The 16933-nt window shown below is 68.7% G+C and carries 15 protein-coding genes; 10 read left to right on the forward strand and 5 right to left on the reverse strand.

What is annotated here, in order from left to right; genetic code table 11:
• The 7 genes from FG154_RS11280 (at position 1) to FG154_RS11310 (ending at position 6919) form a co-directional block, all read left to right on the forward strand.
• On the forward strand, positions 1 to 1125 hold the full coding sequence (locus FG154_RS11280; RefSeq protein ID WP_145107709.1) for an ABC transporter permease: 1125 nt from the start codon (positions 1 to 3) through the stop codon (positions 1123 to 1125).
• Between the two features lie 108 nt (positions 1126 to 1233).
• The gene (locus FG154_RS11285; protein WP_145107711.1) at positions 1234 to 2832 is read left to right on the forward strand and encodes a sensor histidine kinase; all 1599 of its coding nucleotides are present in this window, start codon (positions 1234 to 1236) and stop codon (positions 2830 to 2832) included.
• Positions 2833 to 2892: 60 nt separating this feature from the next.
• Complete coding sequence (locus FG154_RS11290) at positions 2893 to 3585, forward strand: NAD-dependent deacylase (RefSeq protein ID WP_145107714.1); 693 nt, start codon at positions 2893 to 2895, stop codon at positions 3583 to 3585.
• Positions 3586 to 3694: 109 nt separating this feature from the next.
• Entirely contained in the window at positions 3695 to 4717 is a 1023-nt protein-coding gene (locus tag FG154_RS11295) for a lysine-2,3-aminomutase-like protein (protein ID WP_145107803.1), read from the forward strand.
• Complete coding sequence (locus FG154_RS11300; RefSeq protein ID WP_246100230.1) at positions 4701 to 5003, forward strand: hypothetical protein; 303 nt, start codon at positions 4701 to 4703, stop codon at positions 5001 to 5003. Before FG154_RS11295 ends, FG154_RS11300 begins: the two co-directional genes overlap by 17 nt.
• 115 nt (positions 5004 to 5118) lie before the next feature.
• Entirely contained in the window at positions 5119 to 5670 is a 552-nt protein-coding gene (locus FG154_RS11305; RefSeq protein WP_145107716.1) for a hypothetical protein, read from the forward strand.
• A 142-nt stretch (positions 5671 to 5812) separates the two neighbouring features.
• Positions 5813 to 6919, forward strand: coding sequence for an alpha/beta hydrolase (locus FG154_RS11310; RefSeq protein ID WP_145107718.1), 1107 nt, complete (start codon positions 5813 to 5815; stop codon positions 6917 to 6919).
• 13 nt (positions 6920 to 6932) lie between these two features.
• Here the strand turns inward: FG154_RS11310 and FG154_RS11315 are convergent, their stop codons facing one another.
• A complete protein-coding gene (locus tag FG154_RS11315) occupies positions 6933 to 8093 on the reverse strand; it encodes a glycosyltransferase family protein (protein ID WP_145107721.1) in 1161 nt (386 codons plus the stop codon).
• A gap of 374 nt (positions 8094 to 8467) precedes the next feature.
• On the opposite strand from FG154_RS11315, the gene hpbA reads away from it, so the two are divergent.
• A complete protein-coding gene (hpbA, locus tag FG154_RS11320) occupies positions 8468 to 10504 on the forward strand; it encodes an N-methyl-L-proline N-demethylase HpbA (RefSeq protein WP_145107723.1) in 2037 nt (678 codons plus the stop codon).
• Positions 10505 to 10694: 190 nt separating this feature from the next.
• Here the strand turns inward: hpbA and FG154_RS11325 are convergent, their stop codons facing one another.
• Genes FG154_RS11325 through FG154_RS11335 form a run of 3 tightly spaced genes read right to left on the reverse strand, consistent with a single transcriptional unit; the run spans position 10695 to position 14409 of the window.
• Positions 10695 to 12911 carry a xanthine dehydrogenase family protein molybdopterin-binding subunit gene (locus FG154_RS11325; protein WP_145107725.1) on the reverse strand — a complete coding sequence of 739 codons (2217 nt, stop codon included), beginning with the start codon at positions 12909 to 12911 and terminating at the stop codon, positions 10695 to 10697.
• Positions 12908 to 13891, reverse strand: a complete 984-nt coding sequence (locus FG154_RS11330) for an FAD binding domain-containing protein (RefSeq protein WP_145107728.1) — start codon at positions 13889 to 13891, stop codon at positions 12908 to 12910. The genes FG154_RS11325 and FG154_RS11330 overlap by 4 nt, the downstream gene beginning before the upstream one ends.
• On the reverse strand, positions 13888 to 14409 hold the full coding sequence (locus FG154_RS11335; RefSeq protein ID WP_145107730.1) for a 2Fe-2S iron-sulfur cluster-binding protein: 522 nt from the start codon (positions 14407 to 14409) through the stop codon (positions 13888 to 13890). The genes FG154_RS11330 and FG154_RS11335 overlap by 4 nt, the downstream gene beginning before the upstream one ends.
• Before the next feature lie 129 nt (positions 14410 to 14538).
• On the opposite strand from FG154_RS11335, the gene FG154_RS11340 reads away from it, so the two are divergent.
• Positions 14539 to 15336, forward strand: coding sequence for an NAD(+)--dinitrogen-reductase ADP-D-ribosyltransferase (locus tag FG154_RS11340; protein ID WP_145107733.1), 798 nt, complete (start codon positions 14539 to 14541; stop codon positions 15334 to 15336).
• Positions 15329 to 16213: an ADP-ribosyl-[dinitrogen reductase] hydrolase gene (gene draG / locus FG154_RS11345; protein ID WP_145107736.1), complete on the forward strand. Its 885-nt coding sequence runs from the start codon at positions 15329 to 15331 to the stop codon at positions 16211 to 16213. The genes FG154_RS11340 and draG overlap by 8 nt, the downstream gene beginning before the upstream one ends.
• Here draG and FG154_RS11350 read toward each other — a convergent pair.
• Positions 16210 to 16932, reverse strand: a complete 723-nt coding sequence (locus FG154_RS11350; RefSeq protein WP_145107738.1) for a hypothetical protein — start codon at positions 16930 to 16932, stop codon at positions 16210 to 16212. The genes draG and FG154_RS11350 overlap by 4 nt on opposite strands.
• Position 16933 lies beyond the last annotated feature (1 nt).

Raw genomic sequence — 16933 nt, forward strand, 5'->3', positions numbered from 1 at the left:
ATGGCCCTTCAGAGCCTCCGCAACATCCTGCGGCTGACGGTCAAGGAGCTGCGCGCCATCCGCGGCGACCGGGTGATGATCCTGCTGATGGTCTATGTCTTCACCATCGCCACCTGGCTCGTGTCGGATGCGGCCAACACCGACATCCGCAATCTCTCGGTCGCGGTGGTGGACGAAGACCGCAGCCAGCTGTCCGGCCGGCTGGTCGGCGCGATCCGCGAGCCGCTCTTCACCCCGCCCCGGCTTCTGTCGGCGGCCGAGGCCGAGGCGGCGCAGAATGCGGGCCGCACGGTGCTCGTGGTCTCGATCCCGCCCGGCTTCGAGCGGCATCTGCGACGCGGCGACGGGGCCAGCCTGATGATCCTGATCGACGCCACGGCCGTGTCGCAGGCCGGCAACGGCGCAAGCTTCCTCAACCGGCTGCTGCTGGACGAGATCGAGGCCTACCTTCGCCCCGGAGAGCCCGCTTCGGCCCTCGTCTCGGTCGCGATCCGCAACCGCTTCAATGAGAACCTCGACGGCACATGGTTCACCGCCGTCATGCAGCTGATGAACTCGGTCACCATTCTCACGCTGATCCTGGCCGGCTCGTCCATGATCCGCGAGCGCGAACATGGCACGATCGAGCATGTGCTGGTGATGCCGGTCCATCCTCACGAGATCGTCTTCTCGAAGGTGCTGGCGACGACCGCCGTGATCCTCGTGGCCTCGGTCCTCAGTCTGGTCTTCGTGATCAAGGGGGCGATGGGCGTGCCGATCGAGGGGTCCCTGCTGCTCTATGCGGCGGGGGCCGCGCTCTATGTGGTGGCGGTGGCCAGCCTCGGGCTGCTGCTTGCCTCGTTCACGCACAACATGGGGCAGTTCGGGCTTCTGGTGCTGCCCGTCATCATCGTGATGTTCCAGCTTTCGGGTGGGATCACGCCGCTGGAATCCATGCCGGGCTGGCTGCAGGTCACCATGCGCCTCATCAGCCCCTCGCCGCATTTCGTCTCGTTCGCCCAGTCGGTGCTCTACCGAGGCGCGGGGGCCGAGCTTGTCACGGGCGAGATGGCGGCCATGGCGGCCATGTCGGCGGTGGCGCTGACGCTGGTCCTGCGGCGCTTCCGGCGTGTGCTCTCGGCCTGAGGGACGGTCTTTTGGATGCCCCCGCGCCACGACACCGCCGCTTGAGCCCGGAGCACATGCGGCGTAGGGTTCGGACATGTTCGCCACGACCCACCGACAGGCAAGTTCATGAGATCGGCACATTTCGCGGCGCTGAGGCTGGGGGCCTGCGTCCTTGCCGTCTGCGGCATGGCCGTGTGGGGCGTGTGGTCGTGGCGTGAGGAAATCGCCACTCTCGAGGATCAGGGTGTCGCGAAGTCCCGCCTCATCTCGCTTTACACCGAGCGGCTGATCCAGACGCAGTTGATCCTGCAACAGGCCGTCCTGCGCGACCTTCTGGGCCAGCCGGGCGAGGCGCCCGACTTCGAAGAGTTCGGCCGTTTCCTTGCGGACATCGAGACGCTGCAATCCTCGTCCGGCGGCCTCGCCATCCTCGATGCGGAAGGCAGGATCCAGGCGGCCGGCCCGCTCTATCCGCAGGACTACCTGTTCCCGATCGAGGATTACCGCGCCGCCCGCGCGCAGGGGACGAAGGTCTATATCGGCCGAACCGACATGGCGGATGCCGTGTCGGACCGGCTCTTCGTCGCCAGTGACTTCTCGGCGTCGGGCGTGGACGGCATCTTCGTCTCGATGGTGGCACTGGGTTCGATCCGGTCCTTCCTGCAGCAGGTCGCGCCGCAGCCCGATGAGGCCGCCTCGCTCCTGCGGGAGGACGGGTATCTCCTGCTGCGCCGGAACGTCTCGCGGCCGATGATGCTCGATCCCGCCGCTCCGGCCATGCAGGCGATGCAGGAGATGCAGGGCCAGCTTTCGGGCAGCTACCGGGCCGTGGCCGTGTCCGACGGGGTGGACAGGCTCTATGCCTTCACCCGCCTGTCCGACCTGCCGCTGATGGCCAATTACGGAATGCCCGTCTCGGCCGTGCGCGCCGGCTGGCTGTGGCGCGTCGGGCCGATCTGGATGTTCCTCGGGCTGCTCGCGCTCTTCATCTATGTTCTGGCGGGGCGGATCCGACGCGCGATGGAACTGAATGTCGAGGCGCTCGAGACGCGGCAGAAGCTCGAGGCGACGCAGAAGGTGGCCGAGCAGCGCGCCCGCCTGATGCAGGAGTTGAGCCACCGGGTGAAGAACAACCTCGCGCTGGTTCTGGCGCTGATCGACCGGCAGATCCGAACGCGCGGCCGGATAGAGCCGGCCGAGCTGAGGGGGAGGATCATGGCCATCGCCGAGGTCCATTCCATGCTCTTCGCCGCGGGCGATCGCTATGATCTCGACTTCGGGCGCCTCATCAATCGGCTGAGCTCGAGCGAGGCGCTGATCCCGCCGGAACGGTCGCTCACGGTCGAGAGCGACGTCGAGACGGGCATCCGCATCGGGCCGGACAGTGCCGTTCCGCTGGCGCTGGCGGCCACCGAACTGCTGACGAACGCCGTGAAACATGCCCATCCCGACGGCCGAGCCGGCCACATCCGTGTGGGCCTGCACCGCGTCAATCCCGAATGCGCGCAGCTTTCGATCTCGGACGACGGCGTCGGGATCCCCCGCGTCGAGGGCGGGCGCCACTCGGGCCTCGGGATTGTCGAGGCGCTGGTGGGGCAGGCCGATGCCACGCTCGAGCGTCGGGACGGAGAGGGCACCCGCTTCGTCCTCACCTTTCCGATCCGCGGCCATGTCACGGTCGATCTGCCGGCCGGAAACGTGGTGCGCATCGCCGCGGCCTCGTGACCGCCGGAACGGGCCCGGCGCAGGCTGGCACGGGGGACGAGGCGCTGCTAGCCTTGCATCATGGACTCGATCTTCATTCTCACCGGGGCCGGCATATCGGCGGAAAGCGGGCTCGGCACCTTCCGCGACAAGGACGGGCTCTGGACGCGCTACGATCTCCGCCGGGTCGCCACGCCCGAAGGGTTCCGCGCCGATCCCGCGCTCGTGCATGATTTCTACAACATGCGTCGGCGCAACTGCCTCGAGGCCGCGCCGAATGCCGCCCACGAGGCCCTGGCCCGGCTGCAGCGCCAGCGGCCGGGCGGCGTGACGCTGGTCACGCAGAATGTCGATGACCTGCACGAGCGCGCAGGCTCGCCCGAGGTGATCCACATGCACGGCGAACTGCTGGGCGCGCTCTGCGCGGCCTGCGGCCACCGCTGGCGCGCGCCCGAGCGGATGGCGCCCGACGACCCCTGCCCCGCCTGCGCCCGGTCCGCGACGCGGCCCGACATCGTCTGGTTCGGCGAGATCCCCTACCGCATGGACGAGATCCTCGAGCGGCTGTCGCGCGCCACGCTCTTTGCCGTCATCGGCAGTTCGGGCGAGGTCTATCCGGCGGCAGGCTTTGTCGAGGAAGCGGCCGCGCGCGGCATTGCGACCATCGAGATCAATCTCGAGCCCGGCAGCCGCAAGGATCTCTTCGACCGCGGCCTCTATGGTCCCGCAAGCGAGACGGTGCCGCGCTGGGTGGAGGGTCTGCTGCAGGCGTGACCGCTCATTCCGATCGGAATCCATCCTGCCGCCTCCCCTCGGGATTGCGTCTTGCGCCCGGCGGCGGGTGCGACGATAAGGCGCCCTTTCCTGAAGGGAGGCTCTGTTGATCGACCGCGCGCTGGACAGTCTGGATGACCTCGCCACCGCGGGGCTTGTCGATCCGGCCGAGGAGCGGCTGGCCGAGGTGGCGCGCGCCTTCCGCATCCGCATCACGTCCGAAATGACCGCCGCCGCCGCGGATCCTGCCGTCGCGCGCCAGTTCGTGCCCGCGGTGGACGAGCTGGAGATCCGCCCGGAAGAGCTTGCCGATCCGATCGGCGACCAGGCGCGAAGCCCGGTGCCGGGCCTTACCCATCGGTATGCGGACCGCGTGATCCTGCATGTCACGCGAACCTGCGATGTCTATTGCCGCTTCTGCTTCCGCCGCGAGGTCGTGGGCAGCGAGGGCCTCCTGTCGGACGCGGACCTGACCGCCGCGCTCGATTATGTCGAGGCCACGCCGGGCGTTCGGGAAGTGATCCTGACAGGGGGCGATCCGCTCACCCTCTCGCCGAGGCGGCTGCGCGGGATCATCGAGCGGCTCGGGCAGATCGCCCACCTCGATCAGGTGCGCATCCACAGCCGAGTGCCGGTCGTGGCCCCGCAACGGGTGGACGAGGACATGATCCGCGCCCTGCTGGGGCCGGTTCCGGTCTGGATCGTGGTTCATGTCAACCACGCGGCCGAACTGCGGCTCGACGCACGCGCGGCGCTGGGGCGGCTTGCCGATCGCGGGGTGCCGCTGCTGTCGCAGTCGGTTCTTCTGCGCGGGGTGAATGACGACGCGGACACGCTCGAGGCGCTGTTCCGCGCGCTCCTCCGGCTTCGGATCAAGCCCTACTACCTGCATCATTGCGACCTTGCCCGCGGGGCCGGCCACTTCCGCACCTCGATCGCACAGGGGCGCGCGATCATGGCCGAGCTGCGCCGCAGGATCACCGGGATCGGCCTGCCGACCTATGTGCTCGACATCCCCGGAGGCTTTGGCAAGGTGCCGATCACGCCCGACCACGTCGTCGCCGACGGCCCCGGACGCTGGCAGGTCCGCGACCCCCAGGGCGAAGTGCACCGCTATGAGGACCCTGCCTGAGCCGCGGACGGGCAACGACCGGCCGCCGTCGATCCTCGGCACGATTCCTGCACGCAAGGGCCGGAACGACGAGAAAGGAACCGGCATGTCCTGCCCTGCCTGCCGCATCGCCCGCCGCGGACTTCTGTCCGGCCTGCCCCTCTGCGTCCTGCTCTGGCAGTTGGGGCTGCACGAGGCGCAGGGCAACGCGGCGCTGGGGCTGGCGCTGTTCGCCATGGGCGCCTTCCTGTTGCTTCTGTCGCTGATGATGCGCGCCCTCCGCCCCGCGCGGCGACAGCGCCCCTGACGGGCGGGGATCTGCGGGCCTGCATGAGACAGCGGGCGGAACCGGCCGATCCGGCGCCCTTGGCCGGAACGAAACTGCATCCTCCCCGGTTTCCGCGCAAAGGAGGAGCCATCCGATGAACGAGATCCTGACCATCACCGCCTTCTTCGACCGGCGCGACGACGCGCGGCGCGCTTCCGACCGGCTTGTCGCGGCCGGTGTTCCCGCGGGCCGGGTAGAGCTGGCGTCGGGCCATCTCGACGAGGAGGGTCCGCAGGAAGGCGGCCGCAGCCTCGGCGACCTGGCCCTCGATTACGTGCTTCCGGCCCCCGAGCGGGAGACCTATTCCGAAGGCATCGCGCGGGGCGGCACGCTCGTCTGCATCCGCGACCTGCCGCACGACCTGCACGAAACCGCCGTGGCGCTGCTTGAGGAGGAGGGGGCCGTCGACATCGACGAACGCGCCCTGGAATGGAGACGCGGCGGCGAGGGGCCGGTGCCGCTGGAGCTGCGCGGCACGACACGCGATGCGGCCTGGACAGACCCGCATCAGGACAATCTGCCCAAGGCCCCCGAAGAAGGGGCCTCGGTCGGCGCGAACCTCGGGCACGAGGCACGGCCGCAGCCCACAGCGTCCGGCAGCCACTCGGGCCGCCGTGTCCGCTCGTGGCTGCACACCGGGCCCTGAGGGCGGCTACCCCCTTTCGTGCACTTTGAGCCACGGCCCGGGCGCTGTTATCATGCCCGGGCCGGAAGCCACGGGCCTTGGCCCCGGCAGAGGCCGGACGGCCCCTCTGAACTGGCCCGCGGTTCAGGGAGTGCGAGTGCCGATGCCAGTCATCCATTTTGCCAGCAACAGGAACGTCCTGCACGAAAGCTCGGCCACGGGCCGGCTGCTGGGCGAGCGGTTCAACGCCGGGGGCCCCCAGCTCTTTCGCGTCGGCGCCGCCGAAGTCTCGCTTGCCGGCGGCAACCCGAAGGACGATGACAACTGGCGGGTCGGCGCGACGAAGCTCTATGCGGAGACCCTCGACAGCCGTGCGGGCAAGGAAAAGCTCGGCTCCACGCGCCTCTTCGAGGAACTGCGCGTCGCGCTGAAGGACGAAGACCGCGACATCATCATCTATATCCACGGCTTTGCGAACACGTTCGAGGACTCGGTCCGTCGCGCGGCCTCGCTCGAACATCTCTATTCCTCGGCGGGCCAGCAGGTGACGGTCGTCCTCTTCTCCTGGCCATCGAACGGGCGGGTGCAGCCTGCGTGGGACTATTTCTCGGACCGGGAGGATGCCGAAGCCTCGGGGCTGGCCATGGGGCGGGCGCTGATGCGGCTGGTGGAGTTCCTCACCCGGCTCCGCCAGGAGGATCAGCGCGTCGTTCTCGCCGCCCGCCGCGACGGGCAGGTGCCCGCCAAGGCGGCGCTTCGGCAATGCACCCGCAGGCTGCATGTCCTTGCCCATTCGATGGGAGCCTGGGCCCTGCGGCACGCGCTGCGCAAGTTCTCGGAGCTGAACGGCGGCCGGGTCACGCGGGTCGTGGACTGTGTGTTCCTCATGGCGGCCGACGAGGACAACGACGCCCTTCATGTACCGCTGAAGCTGCAGCCGCTGGACGAGCTGGCCAACCGGATCTTCGTCTATCACGCCGCGAATGACGTGGCGCTGACCATCTCGGACCGCACGAAGGGGATGCCCGACCGGCTTGGGTCGGACGGGCCGCAGAACCTGGACCGCCTGAGCGAGCGCGTCTTTGCCATCGACTGCCGCCAGGTCGCCGAGACCGAGCCGCTGCATGGCCGCCACCAGTATTTCCGCCTGCGCAACGAGGTGATCCGGGATGTGCACGCCACGCTGGCGGATCTTCCACAGGACGGACGCCCCGGCCGCGAGGTGCTGCGCCCGGGGCGAAGCTGGCGCCTCGCCCCCGACAGGCGGTGAACGCGAGGCCCGGTCAGCCGGCCGAGGTCAGCACCGTCGGCCGCACCCGGACCACCGGCTCGGCGCGCTCGATATGGGCGGCCATCTCGTTGAGCTGCTGAAGACGCCGCTCATGCTCGGGCGTGGCCGCAAGGCCGAGCGTGTCCAGCACCCTCTTCCAGCGGTGCGCCCAGTCGTGGCGACGCAGCGACTGGGCAATGTTCGTCCGCCGGATGCGCTCGACCCGCGCGGGATTGTCCTCAAGCTCGGCCAGAACCTCGCCAATGTCGCGGTCGAGAGGGATCAGCGCGTCGGGCCAGTCGAAGGCATCGTGATATTCCGGGCAGTCGGGCGCGCTGCCCAGAACCAGCGCACCGCCCGCGGCGCCCTCGAAATAGCGCGTGGAGAGGGCCCTGTCCCCGTCCGCAAGTTCGCGCACGGCCGACGGATCGCCCGGATCCCAGGCGAGGAAGCAATGGCTGTGGCGGATCAGATCGGCGTTGTACCGGCGGACCGGGGCCCAGCCATCGCGCATCTCCTGGCCCTTCCACACGTCATAGACATAGACGAGGTCGCGTTCCGCCGCGAGGTCGAGCAGCCGCTCGTGCACCGTCCCGTCCCGCCGCCCGATCACCGTGACGTCGATCCCACGCTTGGGCAGATGCGGGAACGGGGCGGTCAGCATCGTGTCGGTCGCGGTCGAAAGCTGGGTGATCGGCGCGCTCGTGTAGCGGGCCAGGGCCTCCATGCTGGAGCCGTTCAGCACGAAGACATGATCGAACCGATCGAGAAGCCGCAGCTTGTCCTTCCACCGCTCGAAGGTCGAGGACCAGCTCTCCAGCAGGAAGATCGCCGCGATCCCCGACCGCTCCCGCCAGCGGCGGATCTGGTCCAGCTCTTCGATCTCATAGACGAACTGGCAGGTGTAGAGGGTGAGATCGAAATCCTGATCGAGAACCGTGGGCTCCATCCTCGGGATGTAGCCCTGGCGGAACGTCCGGTATTTCAGCGCGAGCCGGTCGCGCAGGGACAGCCGCAACGGGCCCGCGCCGGGCCGGTAGAGCCGGTCCCGCGGCGCCAGAACCCGAGCCCCCTCGAGCCGCGAGACGACGTCCGACCACTCCCAGAGGACGCCGCTCCAGGGCCGTGCATCCATGTTGTGCGTTGAGACCAGCAGTGTGCTGCGAATGCTCATGCAGACCGTCCTTGAACTATTCGGTGCAGGATCGCCTCGGCAGCGAGCGCCCGCCAATAAGAAGAAAAAAGATCTGCTCAAGGATGCCTATTAGATCCAGCCATGCAAGCTGCTAGTGACATGGCACAACCCAGGGGAGTTCATTGTGCCCTGCCCGCCCCATCACGCTCTCCCTTAGGTGGAGTGTTCGCATCCGGGGAAATCACTTGCCGCTCGCGCAGGCAGGCGGCAGGCACGGGCGCGAATCACTCGGGCCAGCCCTGCGGGCCGCGTCCGTCCCGCAGCGCCGCGCGCCACCCTGTTCCATATCGCACATTCTCTTGACATTGCTGCACATGGCTGCCGATGATGCCCGGACCCGCACGGAGCTTCCCATGTCGAACGACCCACTCCTCCAGCCCTACCGGCTCAAGCATCTTGTCCTTCGCAACCGCATCCTCATCACCAGCCACGAGCCCGCCTATCCCGAGGATGGTATGCCCAAGGACCGTTACCGCGCCTATCACGTCGAACGGGCCAAGGCGGGCGTGGCGCTGACCATGACGGCGGGTTCGGCCAGCGTGTCGCGGGACAGCCCGCCCGTCTTCAACAACATCCTCGCCTGGAAGGACGAGGTCGTGGGCTGGATGAAAAGGCTTTCCGACGAATGCCACGACCACGGCGCGGCGGTGATGATCCAGCTCACCCACCTCGGGCGAAGGACGCGCTGGGACAAGGGCGACTGGCTGCCCGTGGTGGCGCCGAGCCATGAACGCGAGGCCGCCCACCGCGCCTTCCCCAAGCGGATCGAGGAGTGGGACATTGCCCGCATCATCAGGGATTTCGCCGATGCCGCCGAGCGGATGAAGGAGGCCGGCCTGGATGGAATCGAGCTCGAGGCCTACGGTCACCTGCTCGAGCAGTTCTGGTCGCCCTTGACCAACGATCTGGAAGAGCCCTGGGGCGGCAGCCTCGACAACCGCCTCCGCTTCACCTTCGAGGTGCTTCGGGCGATCCGCGAGCGGGTGGGCCCGGACTTCATCGTGGGCGTGCGCTACACCGGCGATCAGGATCTGCCCGGCGGGATGCGGGCGGCCGAGGGGCTCGAGGTCTCGCGCAAGCTGAAGGACAGCGGCCTTGTGGATTTCCTCAACGTCGTCAGGGGGCATATCGACACCGATCCCGGTCTCACCGACCTGATCCCGATCCAGGGGATGCGCAGCGCGCCGCACCTCGACTTCGCCGGTGAGATCCGGGCGGCCACGAATTTCCCTACATTCCATGCCGCCCGGATACCCGACGTGGCCACCGCACGGCACGCCATTGCCAGCGGCAAGCTTGACATGGTGGGGATGACGCGCGCGCATCTGGCTGATCCGCATCTGGTACGCAAGATCATCGAGGGCCGCGAGGCGGACATCCGGCCCTGCGTCGGCGCCAACTACTGCCTCGACCGGATCTACCAGGGCGGCATGGCGCTCTGCCTGCACAACCCTTCGACCGGGCGCGAGATCGAGCAGCCGCACGAGGTCGGGAAGGCGCCGCTGAAAAAGCGTATCACCATCATCGGGGCCGGCCCTGCCGGGCTGGAGGCCGCGCGCGTGGCGGCCGAACGGGGCCATGAGGTGACCGTGTTCGAGGCGGCACCCGAACCGGGCGGTCAGGTGCGCCTCACTGCCCTGCAGGACCGGCGGCGCGAGATGATGTCCATCATCGACTGGCGCATGGAGCAGTGCGGAAAGCGCGGTGTGCAATTCCATTTCAGCACTGTTGCCGACGGGGCATCTATATTGGCGACCGACCCGGAAGAGGTCATCGTGGCCACGGGCGGGCTGCCCCACACCGAGGTTCTGTCGCACGGCAATGATCTGGTCTGCTCGGCCTGGGACATTCTTTCGGGCGATGTGAAGCCGGGGGCGCAGGTCCTGATCTTCGACGATGCGGGCGACCATGCGGGCCTGCAGGCCGCCGATGTCATCGCCGGGACCGGAAGCGCGGTCGAGATCGTCACACCCGACCGCAGCTTCGCGCCCGAAGTGATGGCCATGAACCTCGTGCCCTACGTCCGCAGGCTCCAGACCCGCGATGTAACCTTCACCGTCACCTGGCGCCTGATCGAGGTGCACCGGGAGGGCAACCGGCTGCGGGCGGTGCTCGGCAGCGACTATGGCGGGGTCCGCCGCGAGCGGCTGGTCGATCAGGTCGTCGTGAACCACGGGACACGCCCGCTGGACGAGCTGTATTTCGAGCTGAAGCCGCTGTCGTCCAACCTCGGCGAGGTGGATTACGAGGCCCTCGCCACCTCCCGTCCTCAGGGCGTCAGCCGCAATCCGGCGGGGCGTTTCCGGTTGTTTCGGATCGGCGATGCGGTGTCAGCCCGCAACACCCATGCCGCGATCTACGACGCGTTGAGGCTGGCCCGAGATCTCTAACCGCCTGTTGCAGATGGCCGAGAAGCGTGCAACGGTCTGAGCCTGCTGGGGCCGGGCGCCCCTCTCTGCGCTGTTCAGCCTCCGAGCCAGGGCACGGCAGGGTCACCCGGCGCCCCGCTGAGTGGGTGTGCGGGACGAGGCTGGCGCCTCTCCCCCCGTCATGAGCCGAGGTACCACGAGCAGGGCAGGCTCAGCCCTGCATCCCGCACAGACCGGCGAGGATCTTGTCCGGCGTGGCGGGAAGCTCGCGGATCCGCACGCCGCAGGCGTCATGGATTGCGTTGAGCACGGCCGCCCCTGCACCGCAAATACCCAGCTCGCCAATCCCCTTCGCCTGAAGCGTTCCACCGTAGGCGTCACGCTCGTGAAGGAAATGCACCTCGATCCGGGGCACATCGGCGTTGGTCGGGATGTGGTAGTTCGCCAGATCGCGGCTGACAACATGGCCGTGACGGCCGTCATGGACCATCTCTTCCATCAGGGCCATGCCAAGTCCAAAGGTCATCCCCCCGATGCACTGCGACCGGGCGGTTTTTTCATTGAGGATGCGCCCCGCGGCGAAGACGCCGAGCATGTGCCGCACGCGCACCTCGCCCGTGACCTCGTTGACCGCCACTTCGGCAAAATGTGCCCCCCAGGTCGAGCTGCGGACGCGCTCCATGGCCTTGCCTGGCTCGAAAAACCCTTCCGCAACGAGCGGCTCCCGGACGAGCTCGGCCAGATCGTGCGAGCGGTTGCCGCACGTGGCGCGGCCGTCCTTGAGGGTGAGATCCTCCTCGGCGCAGCCCAGCCGGCTGGCCAGTTGCCGGCGGATCTCCTCGCAGGCGAGATAGGTGGCCGAACCGTTCGAGGCCGCGCCGATCGACCCGCCGGAGCCCGATCCTTCCGGCAGATCCGTATCCCCGAGCCGCGTGGTCACGCGCTCGGGCGGGATGCCAAGCATCTCGGCCGCGATCTGAGTGAGGATCGTGTAGGTGCCTGTGCCGATGTCGGTCATGCTGCTTTCGATCGTGACGCCCTCTGCGCCGAGCGTCACGCGGACCCGGGCCTTGTGCAGGAAGTTGACCCGCACGGCGGCCGCCATGCCGCAGCCGATCAGCCACTCTCCCTCGCGTTGCCGGCCGCGCTGACGGCGCGAGGTCCAGCCGAATCGCTCGGCGCCCTCTCGCAGCGCCTCGGCGAGCATATGCGACGTGAAGGGCTTCCCGCTCTCGGGATCGCGCTCGGGAATGTTTTTCAGCCGCAGTTGGAGCGGGTCGATGCCCGTCTTTTCCGCAAGTTCGTCCATGGCGAGTTCCAGCACCGTGACACCCACGGCCTCGCCCGGCGCCCGGACCGAGCCGGCACAGGTCAGGTTCACCCGCGCGACCTCGTGGCGGATGCTGCGGTGCTCTCCGCGGTAGGTGTAGTGGGTGGCCTGCTGCACCGGCTCGGAGAAGGTCTCTCCCGGCTGGTTCGACACGCGCGCCTCGTGCCCGATCCCCGTCAAGAGCCCGTTCGCGTCCAGCGCAAGGCGCACCCGCTGCTCGGTTTCGGACCTGCGGTGGGCGATCTCGAACTCCTGCTGCCGGGTGAGCGGCACCATCACCGGCCGGCCAAGCCGCTCGGCGGCCACGGCCGCCGCCACCGCTTCGGGCGCGATCCCGAGCTTGGAGCCGAAGCCGCCGCCGATATAGGGCGACAGCACCCGCACCTTCTCGGGCGCGATCCCGAGGGCATCCGCCAGTTCCTCGGCGTTCTGCGACACCATCTGACAGGCGCCGCAGAGCGTCACGCGGTCGCCCACCCACCAGGCCAGGGCGGCATGAGGCTCCATCGCCGCAGCCGCCATCGAGGGGGTGCGATAGGTGACATCGAGCGACACGGAGGCGTCGCGCATGGCCGCATCGAGATCGCCCTGAGAGGACTGCTTCTTCTCGGGCAGATCGGACGGTGCCGACGCGGGATCGAGGTCTGCAGCGGCCGTCTCATAGTCCACACGGACGAGGCGGGCCGCCTCGCGCGCGGCCTCGAAGCGGTCGGCCACGACGAGGGCGATGGGCTGGCCGAAGCAGCCGACATCGGCCACCTCCTGCGGCGGTGACTTGCGCGCCATGCCCTGGGCGGGATGGCGGACGAGGCGCGGGTCCTGAAGCACCTCGCGCACGCCGCTTACGGCCAGGGCATCGGCCGTGTCGAGCGACGTGACCCGCCCCCGGGCCACGGTCGCGCGGACCAGGATGCCGAAGAGGCAGTCGGTGCGCTGTTCGGACCAGAGGCTCGTGGCCTGCTCGGCGGCATAGACCGCGCGGCCGGAGACTTTCAGCGCGCCCTCGGAGCGGTCGATGGGACGGCCGATGATGTCCTGCGCCATGCTGTCCAGACGGTTGCGATCATCCGGCTCGTCAAAGATGAGATGGGCGGTCATGCGGTGCCTCCGGTTGCCTCACGCAGCACGGAGACAAGCGTGCGCCGCGCCAATGGGATCTTGAAATCGTTGTCGCCCTGCCCCTCGGCACGATGAAGAAGCCGGTCGGCCGCCATGTCGAAGAGGTCGTCCGACGGTTCCTGCCCCACGAGGCAGGCCTCCACATCCGGGTCCCGCCAGGGCCGTGGCGCAAGCCCGCCAAAGGCCAGCCGCGCCCCGGCGATCCGCCCGCCCTCCATCCGCAGGATGGCCGCGACCGACACCAGCGCGAAGGCATAGGAGGCACGGTCCCGGATCTTGCGATAGATCTGCCGCTTGCCCGACGGGGGCGGCAGGACGACCGCGGTAATGAGATCGCCCGGATCGAGGCAGGTTTCGATCTGCGGCGTCTCGCCCGGCAGGCGGTAGAAGTGCCCGATCGGTACATGGCGGCGGCCCCCGCGCGGGGCCTCGATCTCGATCACCGCCTCGAGCGCCGCCATGGCCACGGCCATGTCGCTCGGATGCGTGGCGATGCAATCATCCGAGGCCCCGAGGATCGCGTGATTGCGGGTGAAGCCCCCGATGGCCGAACAGCCCGCGCCGGGCGTGCGCTTGTTGCAGGCCATGGCCGTGTCGTAGAAATAGGGGCATCGCGTGCGTTGCAGCAGGTTGCCGGCGGTGGTCGCCATGTTGCGAAGCTGCCCGCTCGCCCCCGCCAGCAGCGCCCGCGACAGGACCGGATAGGACCGCCGCACCCGTTCATCCGCCGCCAGATCGCTGTTGCGCACGGTGGCCCCGATGCGCAGCCCGCCGTCGCGCTCCTGGATGGTGCCCAGATCCAGCCGGTTCACATCCACCAGCCGCGCGGGCGCCTCGATCCCCAGCTTCATCAGATCGAGCAGATTGGTGCCGCCGGCCAGGAAGGCCGTGGCCGGGTCCTGCGCCTCGGCCGTGGCTTCCTCGCAGGACGCGGCCCGGAGATAGACGAAATCCCTCATTGCGCCGCCTCGGCCAACCGGGCTTCGGCCACCATGGCGATGGCATCGACGATATTGGGATAGCAGGCGCAGCGGCAAAGATTGCCGCTCATCCGTTCGGCGATCTCCTCGCGGGTCGGCGCGGCCTTGCCCTCGAGGCTCTGCGACACCCAGCTTGGCCAGCCCTTCTCGATCTCCTCGAGCATGGCGGTTGCCGAGCAGATCTGGCCCGGCGTGCAGTAGCCGCACTGGAACCCGTCCTGCGAGAGGAAGGCCGCCTGCAGGGGCGAGAGCCGGTCCGGCTCGCCCAGGCCCTCGATCGTGACGACCTCGGCGCCCTCGTGCATGCAGAGCAGCGTCAGGCAGGCGTTGATCCTGCGACCGTTCAGGATCACGGTGCAGGCGCCGCACTGGCCGTGATCGCAGCCCTTCTTGGTGCCGGTCAGCCCCAGGTCGTGCCTCAGGGCGTCGAGCAGCGTCACGCGCGCTCCGGCCTCGACCTCGCGGCGTTCGCCATTGATCGTGAGCGTGGTCTTCATGCGGGCCCTCCGGCTGGCTGTCCAGCCGGGCCAACAGACAAGGACGCCCGAGGTTCCGCAGCCGGAGCGCCAACGGGTCACTGTGCGCGGGCCTTCCCTTTCCCCGATGGCCACCGCATCCTGCCGGGGATGGAGGACAGGCGGCAGGACAGATCGCAGGGCATTGCCCGCTCGACCAATCGGGTGGGGCGCGCTTCGGACTGGCTTGGCAGCGCCGCCTTCAACGAGGCGCCGCAGCCCCTTCATATCTGGGGCATCTGCGAGACGAACCGCAGCCTGTTCACCGTGCTCGAGCGCGCGCGCGACCTGCCGGAAGCCGGAGAGGCCTTCCTCGGCTACATGACCGCAATGTTCGGCATCGACCCCGAGCAGCGGGAAGAAGCCAGCGGATGGCGGCCCTTCCGCTCGTCCTTCCTGAGCCTGATCCAGGGCTGGTCCTTCGACAGCAACGGCCCCGAGGGCGCGGTGCTGAAAGGCTGGGTCGAGAGCCGCTTCGGCCTCGGCCCCACCTTCCACAAGGCGGTGATCGCGCGAGAGGCCGGCACCGCATGGCACGCCTATGTCGAGGAGAAGATGGCCAGCCGGTTCCACGACAACTCGATCTGGAGCCAGCTGGACCTGCTGTTCGAGTTCTGCCAGTGGGCGATCCGGCGCTTCACCTGGCCGGGCAGGTCCCATCTCACGCTGTATCGTGGCGCGAACGACATCGCGGACCGGCGCGCCCCGGTGGTCCGGCTCAACAACCTCGTCTCCTTCTCGTCCGAGCGGAGCGTGGCGGACTGTTTCGGCGACGCGATCCTGACGGCAGAGGTTCCGCTTTGCAAACTCGTCTGCTTCAGCGGGCTTCTGCCCTCGCGCCTTTTCCGCACCGAGCGGGAGTTTCTGGTCATCGGAGGGGATTATCGGGTGAGTGTGGATTATGTCTGACCATCAGGGCATCGCCGACCGGGCCCTTGCGGCCTATCTGGGGCTTGCGGTCGGGGACGCGCTCGGCGCCACCGTCGAATTTATGACCCGAGGCGAGATTTCGGCGCTGCACGGGACGCACCGCGAGATCACCGGCGGCGGCTGGCTGAAGCTGCGGCCCGGACAGGTGACGGACGACACCGAGATGTCGCTGGCGCTCGGCCGGACATTGCTTCGGCGGCAAGGGCTCGATCCGGCCGCGCTTTGCAGCGAATTCGCGGCATGGCTGAAAGGCGGCCCCGTGGATGTGGGCAACACCTGCCGCCGGGGCATCCGCCGGTTCCTGGCGGACGGAACGGTCGAGGCGCCCTTCTCCGACGGTGACGCAGGCAACGGTGCGGCCATGCGCGTCCTGCCGGTTGCGCTGGCGACGCTCGGCGCGCCGCAACGGGCAAGGGACTGGACGCTCGCCCAGGCGCGCACCACCCACTGCCACCCGCTCTCGGACGCGGCCTGCCTCGCGCTCGTGCGGATGGTGCATCGGCTGATCGTCGGCGAAGGGCCCGAGGCCGTGCGCCACGAGGCCCTGACGCTCGTCGCGCGCGAGCGTGCCTTCCGGTTCGATCCCTATCCGGGGCAAAGCTCGGCCTATGTCGTGGACACGATGCAGACCGTCCTGCACCATTATCTTGCCTCGGACGGGTTCGAGACCTGCCTTGTCCGCACGGTGAACCAGGGCGGCGACGCCGACACGACCGGGGCGCTCGGCGGAATGCTCGCCGGCGCCACCTGGGGACTTGGGGCGATCCCGCGGCGCTGGCTGGAGCGGCTCGACCCCGAGGTGGCCCAGACGATCCGGGCGCAGGTGCCCGAACTGCTGGCCCTTGCGCGCGGTTAGCGCCGATCGGCCCGTTGCCCAAGCCGCGCCGCCATGTCGGCCTTGCGCGCGATCAGCTTGTCGGCCAACGCCGCCGCGCCGCCCTCCTCCGCCACCACCTGACGAATGCGATCATCCGCCAGGCGCGTCACCACGCGGATCGCGTCCCGGACAGCGTCCTCGGCCATCTCACCGAAAAGCCGCACCGCTTGAGGATTGTCGGGATCGCTCCGCAAGCTGTCCAGTTCGCGCACCTTCTGACCGAAGGCCCGTCCCTTGGGGTCGCCCTGCGCCCGAAATTCGAGCGCGCCGCCCAGGTCGAGCGTCAGCACGGTGCCTCCTGCCACGCCCTGATTGTCCCCGTCATGGCCGGCGGCATCCCAGTTGGCCGTCCAGGCGTGAACCCCCAGCCAGTGCTGCGCCGCCCTGCGCTCAGCCTCGGAGAAGCGTGAAAGGCGGCGCTTTTCCAGCGTGACGAACAGGGTGGCCACCTGGGCGGGATCCTGCGTCGGAAGATAGAGAAGCGTCGGCGCGCCCGCGAGCCGGTAGAGGCGCGCGGCCAGACGCTCGTTCCGCGCGAGGTCGGGGCTCTCGAGACTCTTGACGTAAAAGCACCGGCCCGCGTCGTCGCGATAGATCCCGCCCGGATTGCTGCCCAGACGGCCACCGATCCGTTCCATGCGCGAGATGTCGATGATTTGGCCGAGCGGGCTTACGGCACCCAAGTCGGACGCAATCAAG

The sequence above is a fragment of the Cereibacter sediminicola genome, assembly GCF_007668225.1.
Lineage (GTDB): Bacteria > Pseudomonadota > Alphaproteobacteria > Rhodobacterales > Rhodobacteraceae > Cereibacter_A > Cereibacter_A azotoformans.

Excerpts from the sequence above, each read along its gene's own strand:
- FG154_RS11290 (WP_145107714.1), top strand. The coding sequence starts at position 2,893 with ATGGACTCGATCTTCATTCTCACCGGGGCCGGCATATCGGCGGAAAGC.
- draG (WP_145107736.1), top strand. The coding sequence starts at position 15,329 with ATGTCTGACCATCAGGGCATCGCCGACCGGGCCCTTGCGGCCTATCTG.
- FG154_RS11300 (WP_246100230.1), top strand. The coding sequence starts at position 4,701 with ATGAGGACCCTGCCTGAGCCGCGGACGGGCAACGACCGGCCGCCGTCG.
- FG154_RS11285 (WP_145107711.1), top strand. The coding sequence starts at position 1,234 with ATGAGATCGGCACATTTCGCGGCGCTGAGGCTGGGGGCCTGCGTCCTT.
- FG154_RS11315 (WP_145107721.1), bottom strand. The coding sequence starts at position 8,093 with ATGAGCATTCGCAGCACACTGCTGGTCTCAACGCACAACATGGATGCA.
- FG154_RS11310 (WP_145107718.1), top strand. The coding sequence starts at position 5,813 with ATGCCAGTCATCCATTTTGCCAGCAACAGGAACGTCCTGCACGAAAGC.
- FG154_RS11305 (WP_145107716.1), top strand. The coding sequence starts at position 5,119 with ATGAACGAGATCCTGACCATCACCGCCTTCTTCGACCGGCGCGACGAC.
- FG154_RS11325 (WP_145107725.1), bottom strand. The coding sequence starts at position 12,911 with ATGACCGCCCATCTCATCTTTGACGAGCCGGATGATCGCAACCGTCTG.
- hpbA (WP_145107723.1), top strand. The coding sequence starts at position 8,468 with ATGTCGAACGACCCACTCCTCCAGCCCTACCGGCTCAAGCATCTTGTC.
- FG154_RS11335 (WP_145107730.1), bottom strand. The coding sequence starts at position 14,409 with ATGAAGACCACGCTCACGATCAATGGCGAACGCCGCGAGGTCGAGGCC.
- FG154_RS11340 (WP_145107733.1), top strand. The coding sequence starts at position 14,539 with ATGGAGGACAGGCGGCAGGACAGATCGCAGGGCATTGCCCGCTCGACC.
- FG154_RS11280 (WP_145107709.1), top strand. The coding sequence starts at position 1 with ATGGCCCTTCAGAGCCTCCGCAACATCCTGCGGCTGACGGTCAAGGAG.
- FG154_RS11330 (WP_145107728.1), bottom strand. The coding sequence starts at position 13,891 with ATGAGGGATTTCGTCTATCTCCGGGCCGCGTCCTGCGAGGAAGCCACG.